This window comes from Massilia rhizosphaerae, assembly GCF_016093545.1.
In the GTDB taxonomy this organism is placed as follows: domain Bacteria; phylum Pseudomonadota; class Gammaproteobacteria; order Burkholderiales; family Burkholderiaceae_D; genus Telluria; species Telluria rhizosphaerae.
Window position 1 is genome coordinate 254,171 of sequence record NZ_JADKYX010000002.1, and the last position, 17,657, is coordinate 271,827.

18 protein-coding genes are annotated in these 17,657 nt (G+C 68.6%); 7 read left to right on the forward strand and 11 right to left on the reverse strand.

Going from position 1 to position 17,657, the window contains the following annotated elements:
• Nucleotides 1–42 precede the first annotated feature (42 nt).
• The 5 genes from ISF28_RS04195 (at nt 43) to ISF28_RS04215 (ending at nt 2,905) form a co-directional block, all read left to right on the forward strand.
• A complete protein-coding gene (locus tag ISF28_RS04195; protein WP_198115898.1) occupies nt 43–480 on the forward strand; it encodes an Mpo1 family 2-hydroxy fatty acid dioxygenase in 438 nt (145 codons plus the stop codon).
• Between the two features lie 51 nt (nt 481–531).
• Nucleotides 532–987: an outer membrane lipoprotein gene (locus ISF28_RS04200; RefSeq protein ID WP_198115899.1), complete on the forward strand. Its 456-nt coding sequence runs from the start codon at nt 532–534 to the stop codon at nt 985–987.
• Between the two features lie 49 nt (nt 988–1,036).
• Entirely contained in the window at nt 1,037–1,978 is a 942-nt protein-coding gene (locus ISF28_RS04205) for a DMT family transporter (protein WP_198115900.1), read from the forward strand.
• A complete protein-coding gene (locus ISF28_RS04210) occupies nt 1,975–2,466 on the forward strand; it encodes a GNAT family N-acetyltransferase (RefSeq protein ID WP_198115901.1) in 492 nt (163 codons plus the stop codon). The genes ISF28_RS04205 and ISF28_RS04210 overlap by 4 nt, the downstream gene beginning before the upstream one ends.
• 247 nt (nt 2,467–2,713) lie before the next feature.
• A complete protein-coding gene (locus ISF28_RS04215) occupies nt 2,714–2,905 on the forward strand; it encodes a hypothetical protein (protein ID WP_198116191.1) in 192 nt (63 codons plus the stop codon).
• Here ISF28_RS04215 and ISF28_RS04220 read toward each other — a convergent pair.
• The 8 genes from ISF28_RS04220 to ISF28_RS04255 all read right to left on the reverse strand — a co-directional run bounded on the left by ISF28_RS04220 (nt 2,893) and on the right by ISF28_RS04255 (nt 13,463).
• Nucleotides 2,893–4,365 (reverse strand): ABC transporter permease/substrate-binding protein, encoded by a 1,473-nt coding sequence (locus ISF28_RS04220; RefSeq protein ID WP_198115902.1) that lies wholly within the window; start codon nt 4,363–4,365, stop codon nt 2,893–2,895. The genes ISF28_RS04215 and ISF28_RS04220 overlap by 13 nt on opposite strands.
• Nucleotides 4,359–5,579, reverse strand: coding sequence for an imidazolonepropionase (hutI, locus tag ISF28_RS04225; RefSeq protein WP_198115903.1), 1,221 nt, complete (start codon nt 5,577–5,579; stop codon nt 4,359–4,361). The genes ISF28_RS04220 and hutI overlap by 7 nt, the downstream gene beginning before the upstream one ends.
• A complete protein-coding gene (locus ISF28_RS04230) occupies nt 5,572–6,189 on the reverse strand; it encodes a HutD/Ves family protein (RefSeq protein ID WP_198115904.1) in 618 nt (205 codons plus the stop codon). Before ISF28_RS04230 ends, hutI begins: the two co-directional genes overlap by 8 nt.
• Nucleotides 6,190–6,214: 25 nt before the next feature.
• A complete protein-coding gene (locus tag ISF28_RS04235; RefSeq protein ID WP_198115905.1) occupies nt 6,215–7,588 on the reverse strand; it encodes a formimidoylglutamate deiminase in 1,374 nt (457 codons plus the stop codon).
• Nucleotides 7,585–8,397 carry an N-formylglutamate deformylase gene (gene hutG, locus ISF28_RS04240; RefSeq protein WP_198115906.1) on the reverse strand — a complete coding sequence of 271 codons (813 nt, stop codon included), beginning with the start codon at nt 8,395–8,397 and terminating at the stop codon, nt 7,585–7,587. The genes ISF28_RS04235 and hutG overlap by 4 nt, the downstream gene beginning before the upstream one ends.
• Nucleotides 8,398–8,413: 16 nt before the next feature.
• Nucleotides 8,414–9,955: a histidine ammonia-lyase gene (gene hutH, locus ISF28_RS04245; protein WP_198115907.1), complete on the reverse strand. Its 1,542-nt coding sequence runs from the start codon at nt 9,953–9,955 to the stop codon at nt 8,414–8,416.
• A gap of 25 nt (nt 9,956–9,980) precedes the next feature.
• A complete protein-coding gene (gene hutU, locus ISF28_RS04250; RefSeq protein WP_198115908.1) occupies nt 9,981–11,687 on the reverse strand; it encodes a urocanate hydratase in 1,707 nt (568 codons plus the stop codon).
• Between the two features lie 78 nt (nt 11,688–11,765).
• Nucleotides 11,766–13,463: an amidohydrolase gene (locus tag ISF28_RS04255; RefSeq protein ID WP_198115909.1), complete on the reverse strand. Its 1,698-nt coding sequence runs from the start codon at nt 13,461–13,463 to the stop codon at nt 11,766–11,768.
• Nucleotides 13,464–13,613: 150 nt separating this feature from the next.
• Here ISF28_RS04255 and ISF28_RS04260 point away from each other — a divergent pair, with 150 nt between their 5' ends.
• A complete protein-coding gene (locus ISF28_RS04260; RefSeq protein WP_198115910.1) occupies nt 13,614–14,276 on the forward strand; it encodes a glutathione S-transferase family protein in 663 nt (220 codons plus the stop codon).
• Nucleotides 14,277–14,283: 7 nt separating this feature from the next.
• Here ISF28_RS04260 and ISF28_RS04265 read toward each other — a convergent pair whose 3' ends face one another.
• A complete protein-coding gene (locus tag ISF28_RS04265; RefSeq protein WP_198115911.1) occupies nt 14,284–14,784 on the reverse strand; it encodes a hypothetical protein in 501 nt (166 codons plus the stop codon).
• Between the two features lie 282 nt (nt 14,785–15,066).
• Here ISF28_RS04265 and ISF28_RS04270 point away from each other — a divergent pair, with 282 nt between their 5' ends.
• Nucleotides 15,067–15,768 carry a transposase gene (locus ISF28_RS04270; protein ID WP_229518868.1) on the forward strand — a complete coding sequence of 234 codons (702 nt, stop codon included), beginning with the start codon at nt 15,067–15,069 and terminating at the stop codon, nt 15,766–15,768.
• A 54-nt stretch (nt 15,769–15,822) separates the two neighbouring features.
• Here ISF28_RS04270 and ISF28_RS04275 read toward each other — a convergent pair whose 3' ends face one another.
• Complete coding sequence (locus ISF28_RS04275) at nt 15,823–16,512, reverse strand: 2OG-Fe(II) oxygenase (RefSeq protein ID WP_198115912.1); 690 nt, start codon at nt 16,510–16,512, stop codon at nt 15,823–15,825.
• Entirely contained in the window at nt 16,509–17,636 is a 1,128-nt protein-coding gene (gene ada / locus ISF28_RS04280) for a bifunctional DNA-binding transcriptional regulator/O6-methylguanine-DNA methyltransferase Ada (RefSeq protein WP_198115913.1), read from the reverse strand. Before ada ends, ISF28_RS04275 begins: the two co-directional genes overlap by 4 nt.
• Between the last annotated feature and the right edge of the window lie 21 nt (nt 17,637–17,657).

Sequence of the window (17,657 nt, forward strand, 5' to 3'; positions counted from 1 at the left end):
CGGGTGTAGAATCGAACACACGACCACGCACCGGAGACCCCGATGACCCAGCCGCGCACCATCGACGTGCTGCTCGACCAGTACAGCGACAGCCACCGCAACCCGACCAATGAGCTGATCCATTTCGTCTGCGTGCCCGTCATCGTGTTCACCTTGCTGGGCATCCTGTGGAGCATCCACCCGGCGTTGGCCGTCGCCGCCGCGCTCGGAGCGCTCGTGTATTACTTCCGGCTGTCGCCGCCGTTCGCATTCGGCATGCTCCTGATGAGCGCCGTGATGCTGGCCGTGCTGGCGCTGATGCCGCCGTTCACCGTGTTGCCGCTGTCGATCGCGATCTTCGTCGTCGCGTGGATCGGCCAGTTCATCGGTCACAAGATCGAAGGCAAGAAACCGTCGTTCTTCGACGACTTGCGCTTCCTGCTGATCGGTCCGCTGTTCGTGCTGGGCTTCCTGTATCGTCGCCTGCACGTCGCCTATTGAACCTATTGAGCCTATTGAGCCTATTGAAATTGGAATCACTGGAGTCAAAAAATGAAACGCATCTCCGCCCTCGCCCTCGTCGCGCTGTCCGCCCTGCTCGCCGCCTGCGCGGGCCCATCGAACTCGGGCAGCGTCTACAGCAGCTACCAGACGATGAATGAACAATCGGTGCGCATGGGCACCGTGGAATCCGTCCGCAACGTCACCATCGCCAACCCGGAATCCGGCGTCGGCACGATGGCCGGCGCCGCGCTGGGCGGCCTGGGCGGGTCCCAGGTCGGCCACGGCAACGGCTCGGCCGCCGTCGGCATCCTCGGCGCCGTCGCGGGCGGCATCATCGGCAACCGCGTCGAGAACCAGGCCAACAACCGGCCCGGCTTCGAAATCACCGTCAAGCTCGACAATGGCGAACTGCGTTCCATCACGCAGGCGGCCGACGAGATGTTCCGGCCGGGCGAACGCGTACGGCTGCTCAGCAACGGGTACACGACGCGCGTGACGCACTGAGAATTGGCCACCGGCCACATCGGGAGGACGATCGCGATATACTTTCGCGATGCCCTCCTACGCCCTGTTCACCCTGGCCTCCCTGATCTGGGGATCGACCTTCTTCGCCATCACGCTCGAGCTGGGCGAAGTGCCGCCCGCCGTCTCGGTCGTCTACCGGTTCGCGCTCGCGTCGCTGACGCTGTTCGCGTTCTGCCTGCTGCGCGGCGACAAGCTGCGCCTGCCCTGGCGCGTGCAGCGCTGGGCCGTGCTGCAAGCCTTTTTCATCTTCGGCCTGTCGTACGTCTGCACATATAACGCGGAGCAATACGTCGTCTCGGCGCTCGTCGCCGTGCTGTTCGCGCTGATGGTGTTCTGGACGCCGATGCTCTCCCGGCTTGCGTTCGGCACGCCGATCCCGCGCCGCACGTGGGGCGCCGGCGCGGCCGCGATCGGCGGCGTCACGCTGCTGTTCTGGCACGCGATCGGCGCCGCCCTGCGCGACCTGCACCAGGGCGGCCAGGGCCATTTTCTCCTCGGCCTGCTGCTGGGCATCGTCGCGTCGATCGTCAGCTCGGCCGGCAGCATCGTCGTCGGCAAGGTGCGAGAAGAATCGAACAACCTGGTGCTCACGACGGGCTGGTCGATGTTCTGGGGCACCTGCATGGTCGCCGCGTGGTGCGTCGCGACGGGGCAACCCTTCATCATTCCGCGCACGGCCAGCTATGTGCTGGGCTTGCTGCACCTGTCGATCTTCGGCTCGGTCGTCGCCTTCATCTGCTATTTCACGCTGATCAACCGCATCGGCTCGAACAAGGCCGTGTACATCGGCGTCATCACGCCCGTGATCTCCGTGCTGCTGTCGATCAAGCTCGAGCACTACCGCCCCGGCCCCGCCGAGTGGCTGGGCATGGCCGTGTGCCTGGGCAGCGTCGCGTGGGCCCTGCGTTCGCCGGCCGCCAAGCCCGTCCCGTCCGTCACCCTCAACGATGCCATCGAAACGACTCCATGATGCCTGACACCACCTTCGCCATCCGCCCCGCCACGCCGGCCGACATCACCCATATCCAATCGATGATCGTCGAGCTGGCCGTGTTCGAGAAACTCGAGCACCTCGTCGTGGCGACGGAAGAAAAATTGCACGAAGGACTGTTCGGCCCGCATCCGGCCTGCGAAGCCATCGTCGGCGAGCTCGACGGCGAAGTCGTGACGTTCGCGCTGTTCTTCCACAATTTCTCGACTTTCCTCACCAAGCGCGGCCTTTATCTGGAAGATCTGTACGTGCGGCAAACGCATCGCGGCAAGGGTATCGGCAGCCGCATGTTGAAACATCTGGCGCGCCTGGCCGTCGAACGGGGCTGCGGCCGCTTCGAGTGGTCCGTGCTGGACTGGAACACGCCCGCGATTAACTTCTACGAGTCGATGGGCGCCGAGATCCTGCCCGACTGGCGCATCTGCCGCGTCACGGGCGCACCCCTGGCCGCGCTGGCCCAGTCCTGATTCGGCAAAGAAAAAACCCACGGGCTGCGTGGCAGCGCCGTGGGGGAACCCATTCGTCGGATGGGGAGGGGAGACTTGAATCCAACGGTTTCAATATAAGCGTCCCGCTGCCGGATTTGCAGGTTCCTTACAAATGCTTACTTCGGTAACAGAAAGCTGAGGTTTTGGGTGCCCGGACGCGATTGAGTGATCACAAATGCAAGAACGCGTCGAGCGGGACAATGGAGTCCATGACGAGGACATGGACATGAAAAAGCCGACAAAACCGCACAGCATGTCGATTACCCGATGGGTCTACCGGGCCTGGCTGCGTTCCCGGATCGACACCTACACCCGCAGCCTGCACGCGATCGCCGTCCAGCGCGAAAACGATTTTCACGCGGAACGCATCCTGCACCGCGCGATCTCGACAACCCGTTCCAAGCTTCAATCCCTGTAGCGCCGGCGCGCCAGCAGGCGCTCGCCCAGCTCGAAGGCCGCCTGGGTCAGCAAGGCCAGCAGCGCGGCCGGGATCGCGCCCGCCAGCAGCATGTCGTTGTCGTTCAGCGCGAGACCCGTCGTGATGCGCTCCCCGAAGCCGCCGGCGCCGATGAACGCGGCAATCGTCGCCGTGCCGACGCTCATCACGGCGGCCGTCTTGACGCCCGCCAGGATCGTCGGCGCGGCCAGCGGCAGCTCGACCTGGACCAGCGCCTGCCGCCGCGTGAGCCCCAGCGCCAGCGCCGCCGTGCGCAAGCCGGGCGGCACTTCCAGCAGCCCCGTGCACGTATTGCGCACGATGGGCAGCAGCGCGTACGCGCACAGGGCGACGAGGGCCGGGACCGTGCCGATGCGGCCGAGCAGCGGGATCAGGATCGCCAGCAGGGCCAGCGACGGCACCGTCTGCAGCACGCCCGCCACGGCCAGCACGGCCTGGCGCAGGCGCGGCACGAGCGCGGCCACGATGCCGAGAGGAATGCCGGCGACGCAGCCGAGCAGTACGGCGCATACGACCAGCAGCAGGTGCTGGCGCGCAAGATTGATAAAACCATTGCCGAAGGTTTTGGCGAGCAGGCCGTCGCGCGCGACGGACGGGGCATCATGGGTCAACCACGCCCGCGCGATTGCCGCGAAGCTTTGTCCATCCAGCTCGGCCGCCGCATTCATCGCGATCATGTCGTCCGCCTTGATCGTGCCCTCCAGCTTCTCGATGGCATGCCACGCCTGCGGAAAGCGCCGCGGCACGTCGAGGCGGTACAGCAGCACGGCATCGTAGCGGGGAAAATAATGCTTGTCGTCGTCCAGCACGCGCAGGCCGTACTGGCGGATCTTGGCGTCCGTCGAATAGATGTCGATGGCGTCGACCTGGCGCTGGGCCAGCGCTTCATAGGCGATGCCGTGGTCGAGGCCGCGCGGTTGCTGCGGCAGGCCGTAGCGCCGCGCGAGACCGGGCCAGCCGTCCGCGCGGCCGAGGAATTCATGCGACAGCCCGATCTTGAATGCCGGGTGCAGCGCCAGGTCGGACAGGCGGCGCAGCTTCGCATCGCCGCGCACGGCCAGCGCGTAGCCGTTGGAAAAGCCCAGCGGCACGGCCACGCCCAGGCCCAGCGGACGCAGCGCCGCGCGCATCGCGTCCAGCGACGTCGGCCGCGGATTCTTGAGGATCTCCAGGTCGATGGTGCCCAGGTATTCCGGATAAACGTCGATCGCGCCCGAACGCAGCGCGCCCAGCACGATCGCGGTATTGCCCAGCCCCTGCTTGTGCTCGGCCGGCCCCGTGCGCGCGGCAGTCTGCGTCAGGATCTCGCCCAGGATGTACGACTCGGTGAAGCGCTTCGAGCCCACGCGCAGCACGTCGTCGGCGTGGGCGGACGACAGGATGCCGGCGCAGGCGAGCACCAGCCAGGCGAATCTCAGCATGCGGCGTCCGTGGGCGTGCGCCACACGCCCGCGTGGACGACGCCGCGGCACGGGTTCGCGCCGATGGCGTAGGCCAGGTCGGCCGGGCGGGCGATGTCCCACAGCGCGAAGTCGGCGCGCTGCCCCGGCGCCAGGCAGCCGGTGTCCGTGCGGCCCAGCGCGCGCGCCGCGTTGACGGTCACGCCGCGCAGGGCTTCCAGCGGCGTCAGGCGCCACAGCGTGCACGCCATGTTCATCGCCAGCAGCAGCGACGTCATCGGCGACGTGCCCGGATTGCAGTCGGTGGCGACGGCCAGCGGCACACCCGCATCGCGCAACTGGGCCAGCGGCGGCATGCGCGTCTCGCGCAGGAAGTAATACGCGCCGGGCAGCAGCACGGCGACGGTGCCCGCGCGCGCCATCGCGGCCACGCCTTCGGGCGACAGCCATTCGAGGTGATCGGCCGACAACCCGCCGTAGCGCGCCACGAGCGCCGCGCCGCCCTGGTCCGACAACTGCTCCGCGTGCAGCTTGACGGGCAGCCCGAGACGCCGCGCCACGTCGAACACGCGCGCCGTCTGGTCGTGCGAAAAGCCGATGCGCTCGCAGAACGCGTCGACGGCGTCGACGAGGCCTTGCGCCGCCAGCGCCGGCAGCATCCGGGTGCACAGCATGTCGACGTAATCGTCGGCGCGGCCCGCGTACTCGGGCGGCAGCGCGTGCGCGCCCAGGAACGTCGTCGTCACCGTCACCGGCAGCTGCGCGCCCACGCGGCGGGCCACGCGCAGCATCTTCGCCTCGGACTCCAGGTCGAGACCGTAGCCGGACTTGATCTCCAGGGTGGTGACGCCCTCGGCCAGCAGGGCGCGGATGCGCGGCAGGCTGGCCCGCAACAACTCGTCTTCGGACGCCGCGCGGGTGGCGCGCACCGTGGACATGATGCCGCCGCCCGCGCGCGCGATGTCTTCGTAGGTGGCGCCGTTCAGGCGCGCTTCCCATTCGTCGCTGCGGTTGCCCGCGTAGACGACGTGCGTGTGGCAGTCGACGAGGCCGGGCGTCAGCCACAGGCCGCCGCAATCGTGGGTGCGTGTGGCCGGCGGGGCGTCGCTGCGCGGCCCGACCCACGCGATGCGCCCGGCGCGCACCGCCACGGCGCCGTCCTCGACGATGCCGTAACCTTCCGTCAGCGTGGCCAGGCGCGCGTTCGCGTACAGGACGTCGACGGACTCACTCATAGGCGCCGTCCTCGTCTTCGAGGTCGTTTTCGTCGTCGTAGTAATGGATGTCGACGATGAAGATGGCGCCCTGCTCCGCCCGCAGCTTCCACGACGTGTCCGGGTCGAGCACGACGGCGTCGAAGCGCACGAGGTTGATGCGCTGGTCGTCGCTGCACAGCTCCAGGCTGTCGCCTTCGGCCAGGAACAGCACGGTGACGTCGGCGCGCGCGACGAAGGTGGAATCGCCGTCCAGCTGGCGGCGGCCGAAACGGTGCCAGCAGCGGTCCGTGCGCGTCATCACGTTGAAGTCCGTGCTGGGGCCGCGATTGAGCTTGGCGTCCACGCGCGCCTCGCCGTCGAAGGCGGCGACCGGTTCCGCTTTCGACAGCAGGGTGGGCGCGCCGTCGATGTCGAGCGTCATGCCGTGGCCGTCCACGAGCACCAGCGTGCGCTCGACGCCGGGGAAGGCGGAGAACGGACCGTCGTTCGCGATCGTGGCCAGGCTCACGCGCCAGTCGAAGTCCTCGAAGCCGGCATCGGGCGGGAACACGGCGATCTCTGTGGTACTGCCGCCGCCGTTCTTCCACGATACCGGCTCGAGGCCTGCATACGGAATCAGCATCGTCATCGCTTGCACCTCATCGTCATGGGAATCAATGTGCGTGCAGTGTACGCGCTGCGGCCTTGTAGCGCTGCGCAATCGCATCCTGCGCCTTGTGGCGGCCGCCCTGCACCACCCAGTGGCCGCCGGCCAGCACGTCGCGCACGAGGTTGTCGTTGCCGCTGAACAGGAAGCGGCCCAGCACCTCGTCCGCCGGCACGCCGTCCAGGTTCGGGTGCGCGCTGTCCAGCACGAGCAGGTCGGCGCGCCGGCCCTGCGCGAGCACGCCGAGGCGGCGCCCGGCCGCCTGCGCGCCGCCCGCCAGCGCCTGCTGCCACAGGAAGGCGGCCACGTCGCGCTGTCCGCCGCGGACGGCGACGTTGCGGCGCTGCTGCGCGAGCCGCTGGCCATATTCGAGCCAGCGCAATTCTTCGACCGGACTTTGCGACACGTGGCTGTCGCTGCCGATGCCGAAGCGCCCGCCGGCCGCGATGTACGGCGCCAGCGGGAACAGGCCGTCGCCCAGGTTCGCTTCCGTCGTCGGGCACAGCCCCGCGACGGCGCCGCTGGCCGCGATCCGGTCGCGCTCCCCGTCGGACAGGTGGGTGGCATGCACGAAGCACCAGCGCGCGTCGACGTCGGCCTGGTGCATCAGGTAATCGACGGGCCGCATGCCGGTCGCCTCCACGCACTGCGCCACTTCGAGCTGCTGCTCCGCGATGTGGATGTGCAGCGGCCGTCCGGCCGGCAGTCCCTGCACCAGCTCGCGCAACTGGCCGGCCGACACGGCGCGCAGCGAATGCGGCGCCGCGCCCACTTCCAGCTGGGGGCCGCGCAGCGGTTCCAGCGCCTCGACGATGCGCAGCACGTGGGCCGGATCCGTGCGGAAGCGTTCCTGGTCCTGCCGCAACGGCGTGTCGCGGAAACCCGCGTACGCATACATCACGGGCAGCAAGGTCACGCCGATGCCCGCTTCGCGCGCAGCCTGGGCGATGCGCTGCGCCGTCTCGGCCGGGTTGCCGTAGACGTGGCCGCCCGGCGCCCGGTGGACGTAATGAAATTCGCAGACGGCCGTGTAGCCATGGCGCAGGCATTCGGCGTACAGCTGCGCGGCCACGGCTTCCATCTGCTCGGGCGTGATGCGGTTGGCGATGCGGTACATCAGGTCGCGCCACGTCCAGAAGCTGTCCGGGCCGCGGTTGGATCCACCTTCCGCCCTTTCGGTCAAACCGGCGAAAGCGCGCTGGAAAGCGTGCGAATGCAGGTTGATCATGCCCGGCAGGACGTAGTCGGCGCGCGCCACGCCGGGCGGCGCAGAAGCGTCCGGCGCGACCTGCGTCAGGTCGCCGCGCGCGTCCCATTCGAGCAGCACGTCCCGGTGCCAGCCTTCGGCCAGCAGGGCGTGGCGCGCGAACAGGGCGCTCATGGGCGTCCTCCTGCATGCCCTCCCGCGCGCGCCCACGCGATGGCATCCTCGAGAAACTCGCGCAGCAGCGGCTGCACCTTGCCGGCGACGTCGGGCCGGTAGTCGAACGGCGGCGCCTCGTCCATGTACAGGCACTGGCACATCTCGAGCTGGATCGCGTGCACGCCGGCCGCAGGGTCGCCGTAGAAGCGCGTGATGTGGCCGCCCTTGAAGCGACCGTTGAAGACGAAGGCGAAACGGTCCTGCGATTCGGCCACGCGCATCATCTCGCCCTGCAGCTGCAGCGAGCACGAACGGCCGTCGGCCGTGCCGAAGTTCAGGTCGGGCAGGCGCCCTTCGAAAAAGCGCGGGACGACGGACGCGATCGAATGCGCGTCCCACAGCACGACCTGGCCGTGCCGCGCCAGCAGGCGATCGAGCTCCGCGCGCAGCTGGCGGTGGTACGGGCGCCAATACGTCTCGAGGCGGCGCTCGATCTCGTCGGCGTCCGGCTCCTGGCCGGGCAGGTACAGGCGTTCGCGTCCGAACGTGTCGACGGGGCACAGGCGCGTCGTGTCCTGGCCCGGGTACAGGTTCGTGTCCTCGGGCGGGCGGTTCAGGTCGACCACGTAGCGCGACCAGCGCGCCGACAGGGTCGATGCGCCGAGGCTGTCCGCGAACGCGTACAGGTCGGGCAGGTGCCAGTCCGTGTCGGCCCGGGCCTGCGCGCACGGCGCCATGCGCGCCGCGATATCGTCGGGGATGTCGGTGCCGGCATGGGGCATCGACAGCAGCAGCGGCACCGAACCCGCCTTGAACCTGAAATCCATTGCGTTTCCTGTCCTTTCAGTGCAGTGCGGCGAACAAGTCCTTGCACGCGGCCGACAGCTCGCCCTCCATCACCATCCGGCGCGCCGCCTCGATGTCCGGCGCGAAGAAGCGGTCTTCGTCGAATGCCTTCACGTGCTCGCGCAATTTTGCATGAACATGTTCCAGGTGGCTAGAACTCGTCAGCGGGCGGTGGAATTCGATCCCCTGCGCCGCCGCCAGCAGCTCGATGCCGACGATGACACCCGTATTGTGCGCCATCTGGCCGAGACGGCGCGCCGCGAAGGTCGCCATGCTCACGTGGTCTTCCTGGTTCGCGGACGTCGGCAGGCTGTCGACGCTGGCCGGATGCGCCAGCGACTTGTTTTCCGACGCCAGCGCGGCCGCCGTCACGTGGGCGATCATGAAGCCGGAGTTGACGCCCGGCTCGCGCACGAGGAAAGGCGGCAGGCCGGACAGGGTGGCGTCGATCAGCAGCGCGATGCGGCGCTCGGCCAGGGCGCCGATCTCGGCGATGGCCAGCGCCAGGGTGTCGGCGGCGAACGCGACAGGTTCCGCGTGGAAATTCCCGCCGGAAATCACTTCGCCGGTGTCCGGGAACACGAGCGGATTGTCGGTGACGGCATTCGATTCGACCAGCAGGGTGCGGCCGGCCTGGGCGATCAAGTCCATCACGGCGCCCATCACCTGCGGCTGGCAGCGCAGGCTGTACGGGTCCTGCACGCGCTCGTCGCCGACGAGGTGCGACGCGCGGATCGCGCTGCCCGCCACCAGTTCCCGATAAATCTTCGCCGCCGCGATCTGGCCCGGCTGGCCGCGCACCGCGTGCACGCGCGGGTCGAACGGGGCGTCGCTGCCGCGCGCGGCGTCCAGCGACAGGCTGCCCGTCACCATCGCCGCTTCCAGCAGGCGCTCGGCCAGGAACAGGCCGTGCAGCGCCAGCGCCGTCGACACCTGCGTGCCGTTGATCAGGGCCAGGCCCTCCTTCGCCGCCAGCACGACCGGCGCGATGCCGGCCGCGTCCAGCGCGGTGCGGGCGTCCATGATCTCTCCGCGCATGCGCACCTGGCCGACGCCCAGCAGCGCGAGCGTCATGTGCGCCAGCGGCGCGAGGTCGCCGGACGCGCCGACGGAACCCTGGCACGGAATCGCGGGCATGATGCCGGCGTTGTACAGGGCGATCAGCGTGTCGACGATCAGCGTGCGCACGCCGGAATAGCCGCGCGCAAGGCTGCCGATCTTGGTCAGCAGGATCAGGCGCACGACGTGGTCCGGCAGCAGCTCGCCGGTGCCGACCGCATGCGACAGGATCAGGTTGCGCTGCAGCTGCTCGAGCTGGTCCGCCGGGATGTGGCGCTTGGCCAGGATGCCGAAGCCGGTGTTGATGCCGTAGGCCGGATCGCCCTTGGCGACGATGGCTTGCACGGTCGCGGCCGACGTCGCGATGGCGGCATAGGCCTCCGGTGCCAGCGTGAGCCGGCCGGGCGTGCCCCAGGCCGTGCGCAGGTCGGTCAGCGACAGGGCGCCGGGGTTGAGGGTCAGGTGGTGGTCTTGGGTCATGATGTTATGGTGGCTATGTGCTGTCTTACTTGATCATCGGGAGGCGCAGGCCGAAGCGCTTGGCCGTCTCGATCGCGAGTTCGTAGCCGGCGTCCGCATGGCGCATCACACCCGACGCGCAATCGTTGACGAGGACGCGGGCCAGGCGTTTATCGGCGGCCTCGGTGCCGTCCGCGACGATGACGACCCCGGCGTGCTGCGAATAGCCCATGCCGACGCCGCCGCCGTGGTGCAGCGACACCCACGTCGCGCCGCCGGCCGTGTTCAGCATGGCGTTCAGCAGGGGCCAGTCGGAGACGGCGTCGGTGCCGTCGCGCATGGCTTCCGTCTCGCGGTTCGGGCTCGCGACGGAGCCGGTGTCCAGGTGGTCGCGGCCGATCACGATCGGCGCTTTCAGCTCGCCCATGCGCACCATCTCGTTGAAGGCGAGGCCCGCCAGATGGCGCTCGCCGAGTCCCAGCCAGCAGATGCGCGCCGGCAGGCCCTGGAACGCGATGCGGTCGCGCGCCATGTCGAGCCAGCGGTGCACGCGCGCGTGCTGCGGGAACAGTTCCTTGATCTTCGCGTCGGTTTTATAGATGTCTTCGGGGTCGCCGGACAGCGCGACCCAGCGGAACGGGCCGCGGCCTTCGCAGAACTGCGGGCGGATGTAGGCCGGCACGAAGCCGGGGAAGTCGAAGGCATTCGCTACGCCCTGGTCGAACGCGACCTGGCGGATGTTGTTGCCGTAGTCGACGGCATGCGCGCCCAGCGCCTTGAAGTCGAGGATCGCCTGCACGTGCACGGCGCAGGATTCGGCCGCGGCCTGCTTCAGTTGCGCATGCCGGGCCGGATCGCGCTGCGCCGCCTGCCACTGCTCGACGGTCCAGCCGCGCGGCAGGTAGCCGTGGATCAGGTCGTGGGCGGACGTCTGGTCCGTGACGAGGTCCGGTACGAGTCCACCTTCTTTCGCCCGGCGCACGAGTTCCGGCAGCACGTCGGCCGCGTTGCCGAGCAGGCCGATGGAGACGGCTTCCTTGCGCTCCTTGTGCGTCTCGATCATCGCCAGCGCCTCGTCGATGTCCCGCGCCTGCTTGTCCAGGTAGCGGGTACGCAGGCGGAAGTCGATGCTGCTCTGCTGGCATTCGACGTTGAGCGACACGGCGCCCGCGAACGTGGCGGCCAGCGGCTGCGCGCCGCCCATGCCGCCCAGGCCCGCCGTCAGGATCCACCTGCCCGCCATGTCCCCGCCGAAGTGCTGGCGGCCGGCTTCGGCGAACGTCTCGTACGTCCCCTGCACGATGCCCTGGGTGCCGATATAGATCCAGCTACCGGCCGTCATCTGGCCGTACATGAACAGGCCTTTGCGGTCGAGCTCGTTGAAATGCTCCCACGTCGCCCACTTCGGCACGAGGTTCGAGTTCGCGAGCAGCACGCGCGGGGCGTCCGGGTGCGTCTGGAACACGCCGACCGGCTTGCCGGACTGGATGAGCAGGGTCTGGTCGTCCTCCAGCTCGCGCAGCGACGCGAGGATCTGGTCGAAGCACGCCCAGTCGCGCGCCGCGCGGCCGATGCCGCCGTAGACGACGAGGCCTTGCGGGTTTTCCGCCACCTCGGCATCCAGGTTGTTCTGCAGCATGCGGTAGGCCGCTTCGGTCAGCCAGTTCTTGCAGGTGAGTTCGCTGCCGCGCGGGGCGCGGATGACGCGGGTGGGATCGAAACGCGGGTCCGCGGTAGGAGAGGCTTGGGTCATGTTGGACTCCTCGAAAAGGATGCGCGGGACGAAGCAATGCCCGCTTTCCAGACAGTCTAAGTTGTCTATACAACTACGTCAACCCACGCGGCGTGGGCGGGTTATTTTTTTTTGCCAGACCTGCCGTCCGCCGACCCACGTTTGCAGCACGCCGATCTTGTGGATGTCGTACGGCGACATCTTGAACAAGTCCTGGTCGACGACGATGAAGTCGGCGTATTTGCCGACTTCGAGCGAGCCTAGCGCTTTTTCCTGATGGCCGGCGTACGCCGCGTCGAGCGTGAAGCAGCGGAACGCTTCCTTGAGCGACATCGCCTGTTCTGGATACCAGCCGGCGATCGGGTTGCCGGCCGCGTCCTGGCGCGTGACGGCCGCGTGGATGCCGAAGAACGGGTTCGGCGACTCGACGGGAAAATCCGAGCCGCACGCGATGCGCGAGCCCTGCGCCAGGAACGAGCGCCACGCGTACGCGCCCTTCATGCGTTCCGGGCCGATGCGCTGCTCCGCCATATTCCTGTCGGACGTCGCGTGCGTCGGCTGCATCGACGGGATGATGCCGACGCGCTTGAAGCGCGGGATGTCGGCCGGCGCGACGACCTGGGCGTGCTCGATGCGGTGGCGCAGCGCCGCGCCGTGATGGGCCGGGATCTCCTTGGCGAAGGCGTCGAGGATCTGGCGGTTGTCGGCGTCGCCGATCGCGTGCACGTTGACCTGGTAGCCCTTTCGCATGGCCTTGGCGATCATCGCGTCGATCTCCTCGTTCGAATGGAACAGCAGGCCGTGCGAATGCGGGTCGTCCGTGTACGGCGCCAGCAGCGCGGCGCCGCGGCTGCCCAGGGCGCCGTCGGCGTACAGCTTCACGGCGCGCAGCGCGTACATGTCGTGGGCGTAGCCGATCAGCGGGCCGTTGTTCGACAACCGGTCGAAGTCGGCGCCGGTGCCACCGATCATCGCGTAGATGCGCGCCGTCAGCTTGCCGTGGTCGGCATAGTCGCGGTACAGGCGGTCCTGGCCGACCTTGACGCCCGCGTCGTGCGCGCCCGTAAGGCCGACGCTGGCCATCTTGTCCAGCGCGCGGTCGAGCATCGTGCGGGCTTCCTGCCCGGTCGGCTGCGGCAGAACCTTGTAGACCATCGCCTGCGCCGCGTCGACCAGCACGCCCGTCGCGTGGCCGGCGGCGTCGCGCACGATCTTGCCGCCGGCGGGGTCGGGCGTCGTGTCCGTGATGCCGGCCAGCGCCAGCGCGCGGCCGTTGGCCCAGCCGGCGTGGCCGTCGACGCGCTCGAGCCAGACAGGCCGGTCGGCCACGGCGCCGTCGAGTTCCCGCGCCGTCGGGAAGCGGCCCAGCTTCCAGTTCTCCTGGTTCCAGCCGCGCCCGCGCACCCACGCGGCGCCGGCGTTGGCGCGCGCGTAGTCGCGGATGGCGGCCAGCGCCTGCGGCAGCGACGTCGTGGCCGACAGGTCGAGCTGCATCAGCATCTCGCCCAGGCCGAACACGTGGCCATGCGCATCGATGAGGCCGGGCAGCACGGTGCGGCCGGCCATGTCGACGTGCCTGGCTTGCGGGGCCTTGGTTGCCACGTCGGACGCGGAGCCGACGGCGACGATGCGGCCGGCATCGTCGAACGCGAGGGCCGCGAACTGGACGACGTCGCCCTTGGCGTTCAGCGTGTAGCCGTTGGCGTTGTCGATGACGGTGGTGGCGTGGGCCGTGGCCGCGAAGGCGAGGGCCAGGGCAATGAGGGTGGGCCTTGCTTGCTTGTGGCGCAGGCGCATCGGGGGTCTCCGTTTTGGGTTGCCGATGAACCGGGTTGCGGTTCGATCGCAAGAAACAGAGTGTATCGAAATTTACATTGTGGTCAATCGCCGGGCCGCGGTTCGACCGCAAGAACCGGAGGGTGCGGCGCGGCGCGTGCTGGTCCAATCATGGCTCAACCACTGGAGACCGTGATGCTCACCCTGTACGATTACCTGCCCTCCCAGAACGCCTGGAAGGTCCGCCTGCTGCTGAACCACCTCGACATCCCGTACCGCACGGAGATCGTGCGCATCTTCGAAGGCGAAGGCCAGCGTGCCGGGTTCCTGGCCGTGAGCCCGACCGGCGCCGTGCCCGCGCTGCGCCTGCCCGACGGCCGCGCGCTGGCCGAGTCGAACGCCATCCTGACGTATCTGGCGCACGGCACGCCGTATTCGCCGGCCGATCCGTTCGACCAGGCGAAGGTGCAACAATGGCTGTCGTTCGAGCAGGACCACGTGGCGTCGATCGCCACGTTGCGCCACTGGACGCTGACGGGCAAGCTGGCGCGGCGCGCGCCGGCGCTGGTCGAACGCCTGCGCGTCGTCGCGCACAAGGCGCTGGCGATCCTCGAGCGCGAACTGGCGCCGCGCCCGTTCATCGCGGGCGCCACGTACACGATCGCCGACATGTCGCTGTTCGCCTACGTCCACCGGGCGGACGAAGCGGGACTGGCGTTGGCCGACCATCCCCACGTCGTCCGCTGGATCGAACGCGTGCGCGCCCAGCCGGGCTTCCTGGGCACCGTCTACCCGTACTCGATCGACCCGTTCTCGGGCGGCGAGCTGCCTTAGGGCGCGTTCACTCGAACTGGATGCGCGTGATGAAGTACGGCGTGTAGGCGCTGCCCTGTCCCTGCCAGATGATGGTGTCGATGGTCTTGCCGGCCGCGTTGATGTCCTTGAGCGGCACTTCGACGACGGCCCACGTCTTGGCCTTGGGCTGGATGACGTAGTTCGCGTCGATCGCTTTGCCGTCGACCATGGCCTTGATCATCAGGGCCTGGCCGCCGTCCTTGCCGCCGTTGATGACGAAGGTCAGCTTGCTGTACCCCTCCGTGGAAAACGGCTCGTGGTGCAGCGCGAGGGCGCTCCACGGATCGCCCTGGACCCGGATCGGCTTGCCGTTGACGATGGGGACCGACAGCTGCGCCTTGGCCCAGCTCCAGTTCTGGAAACCGTTCTTCAACTCGTCATCGTAGACGACGAGGGGATGCGGCAAGTCCCCGGCCCGGGCCAGGCTCCCGCCGGACACGCCGGCCACACCGAGGGCCGCGAGGAACAGGCGACGCGATACGCTCATGATTGTCTCCTTCGATTATCGTTGTGATGCCTGCTTGAGGCAGGCATGTCGATGCTACGACTGAAGTATATGCATGTCTAACGCCTGATGAAAATTCTCATCGCCCTCGTCGATTTCATAATGCCAACAATTCCAAAGCCAAATTCGGGGTCAGAGCATTTTTCGGGTCGAATTCGGGGTCAGAGCACTTTTCGCAGCAAGGGGCTGCGCTCAATTGAGCCGCATCTATGACCGTACCGCCCACTTCGCTAAGGTCGGGGCTTCTCGTCTTCACGTGCTGCCATGTCACGCCCTACACGCCTGGTACTGCCTGCGGTGCCGCTCCACATCATCCAACGCGGGAATAATCGCGGCCCCTGTTTTGCCGGCCCGTCCGATTACCTTGTCTACCTGACCCTGCTGCGCCAATACGCGGCCGAGACCGCCTGCCACATCCACGCCTACGTCCTCATGACCAATCACGTTCATTTATTGCTGTCGACGGGCAGTCGTACCGGACCGAGCGTGCTCATGCGGCGTCTCGGCCAGCATTACGTCCAGTATTTCAACCGCCGGCAAGGGCGCAGCGGGACACTCTGGGAGGGACGGTTCCGATCCTGCCTGGTCGACAGCGAGCGCTACCTGCTGATCTGCCAGCGCTACATCGAGCTCAATCCCGTCCGGGCGCGCATGGTCGAGATGCCCGAGGCCTACCCCTGGTCGAGCTATCGGGCCAACGCATTGGGCGCCGAAGATCCGCTCGTCACGCCGCACCTGGTCTACACCGGCCTGGGCAGGCATGACATCGACCGACGGGCGGCCTACCGCCACTTGTTCCGTGAAGACTTGTCCGAGCAATTGCTCACGGAGATACGACGCGCCGGCAACGGCGGCCGGCCGCTGGGATCGGCATCCTTCGTCGACGACGTCGCGAATACGATGGGATGGCGTCCCGCGCAGCGGCCTCGCGGCCGGCGTCGCGCTGACGAAAAACAAATGCCCTGAAATGTGCTCTGACCCCGAATTTGTGCTCTGACCCCGAATTTTGACCCCGAATTTTCAGGTGGCGTCGTGGAAGATGATGCCGAGGGTGTGTCGATGGCCGCTGCGGATGCGGCTGACGCCGTGGCGCATGTTGACGCGGTAGATGCCGCGCGTGCCGTTGACGGGGCGGGTGTGCACGGGGAAGACGACGGCGTCGCCCTGCCCCAGCGGCACCACTTCGACGCGCGATTGCATGCGCGGGCGCTGTTCCGTCAGGACGAATTCGCCGCCGCTGAAATCGGCGCCGGAGCGTGACAGCAGCACCGCCACCTGCAGCGGGAACACGTGGTCGCCGTACAGGTCCTGGTGCAGGCAGTTGTAGTCGCCCGGGCCGTACTGCAGCAGCAGTGGCGTCGGCCGCAGCTGGCCGGCCGCGTGGCAGCGCGCCAGATAGTCGGCGTGCGCGTCCGGATAGCGTTCCGGGAGGCCAAGCACGGCCTGCCAGCGGTTGGCGATGCGCGCCAGCGGCGGATACAGCGCCGTGCGCAGGTCCGCCAGAGCGGGCGGCAGCGGGTATGCGTAGTAACGGTATTCGCCGCGCCCGAAACCGTGGCGCTCCATCACGACGCGGCTGCGGAACGGCGCGTCGTCGGCGTAGCCCGCCGCGTAAGCCGCGCACTGGTCCGCATCCAGCACGGACGGCAACACGGCGCAGCCGAACGTGTCCAGATCGTCGGCGACGCGGCCCCAGTCGACGTCCGTCACGCCTCCACCTCGTTGAAGGCAGCAGCCTGGCTGGCCTCGCGCCGGAGCAGCGCCTGCTTGCGCTCGACGCCCCACCGGTAGCCGGAGATCGAGCCGTCGTTGCGCACGACGCGGTGGCACGGGATCGCCACCGCGACCGGATTGGCGGCGCAGGCGCCCGCGATGGCGCGCGCGCCCTGCGGCATGCCGAGGCGGGCGGCCAGTTCGGCATAGCCGACCGTCTGCCCGGCCGGGATCTGGCGCAGCGCCTGCCAGACGCGCTGCTGGAACGCGGTGCCGCGCACGTCCAGAGGCAGGTCGAGGCCCAGACGCGGCGCTTCGACGAAGGCGACGACCTGGGCCACCGTGCGCTCGAAGCCCGGTTCGGCGCCGATCAATTCCGCTTTCGGGAAGCGGTCCTGCAAATCGCGCACGAGCGCGTCCGGATCGTCGCCCAGCAGGATGCAGCAGATGCCCTTGTCGGTCGCCGCCACGAGCAGCGCGCCCAGCGAACACTGCGCCACGGCGAAGCGGATGACCTCCCCGCCCCCGCCGCTGCGATAGCGCTTGGGCGTCATGCCCAGCATGCCGGACGACGCGGCGTAGAAGCGGCCGCTGGAATTGAAGCCGGCGTCGTAGGCGGCCGCGGTGACGCTGTCCGCCTGCGCGAGTCCCTGCTGGAGGCGCTCGGCCCGGCGCGCCGCGGCATAGGCCTTGGGCGTGATGCCCGTGTGCGCCTTGAAGACGCGGTGGAAGTGGAAGCGGCTCATGCCGCAGGCCGCGGCCAGGCTGGCAAGGTCCGGCTCCTCCTCGGCGGCGTCGATCAGGCGGCAGGCCTTGGCCACGGCGTCGGCCTGGCGTTCGGCCAGCGGCGGCGCGTCCGGCCGGCAGCGCAGGCAGGCGCGGAAGCCCGCCGCCTCGGCGTCGGCGGGCGTCGCGTGGAAGGCGACGTTGGCGCGGCGCGGCGTGCGCGACGGGCACGAGGGCCGGCAGTACACGCCCGTGCTGCGCACGGAATAATAAAACTGGCCGTCGGCGTCGCGCGCGCGGGCGACGACGGCCGCCCAGCGCTCGTCGTCGGTGACGTAGGTGGCGGATGCGGCGACGGGTGCGGCGGCGGTGCGGCGGATGGTGGCGGTGTTCATCTCGGTCTCCAGATTCTCGAT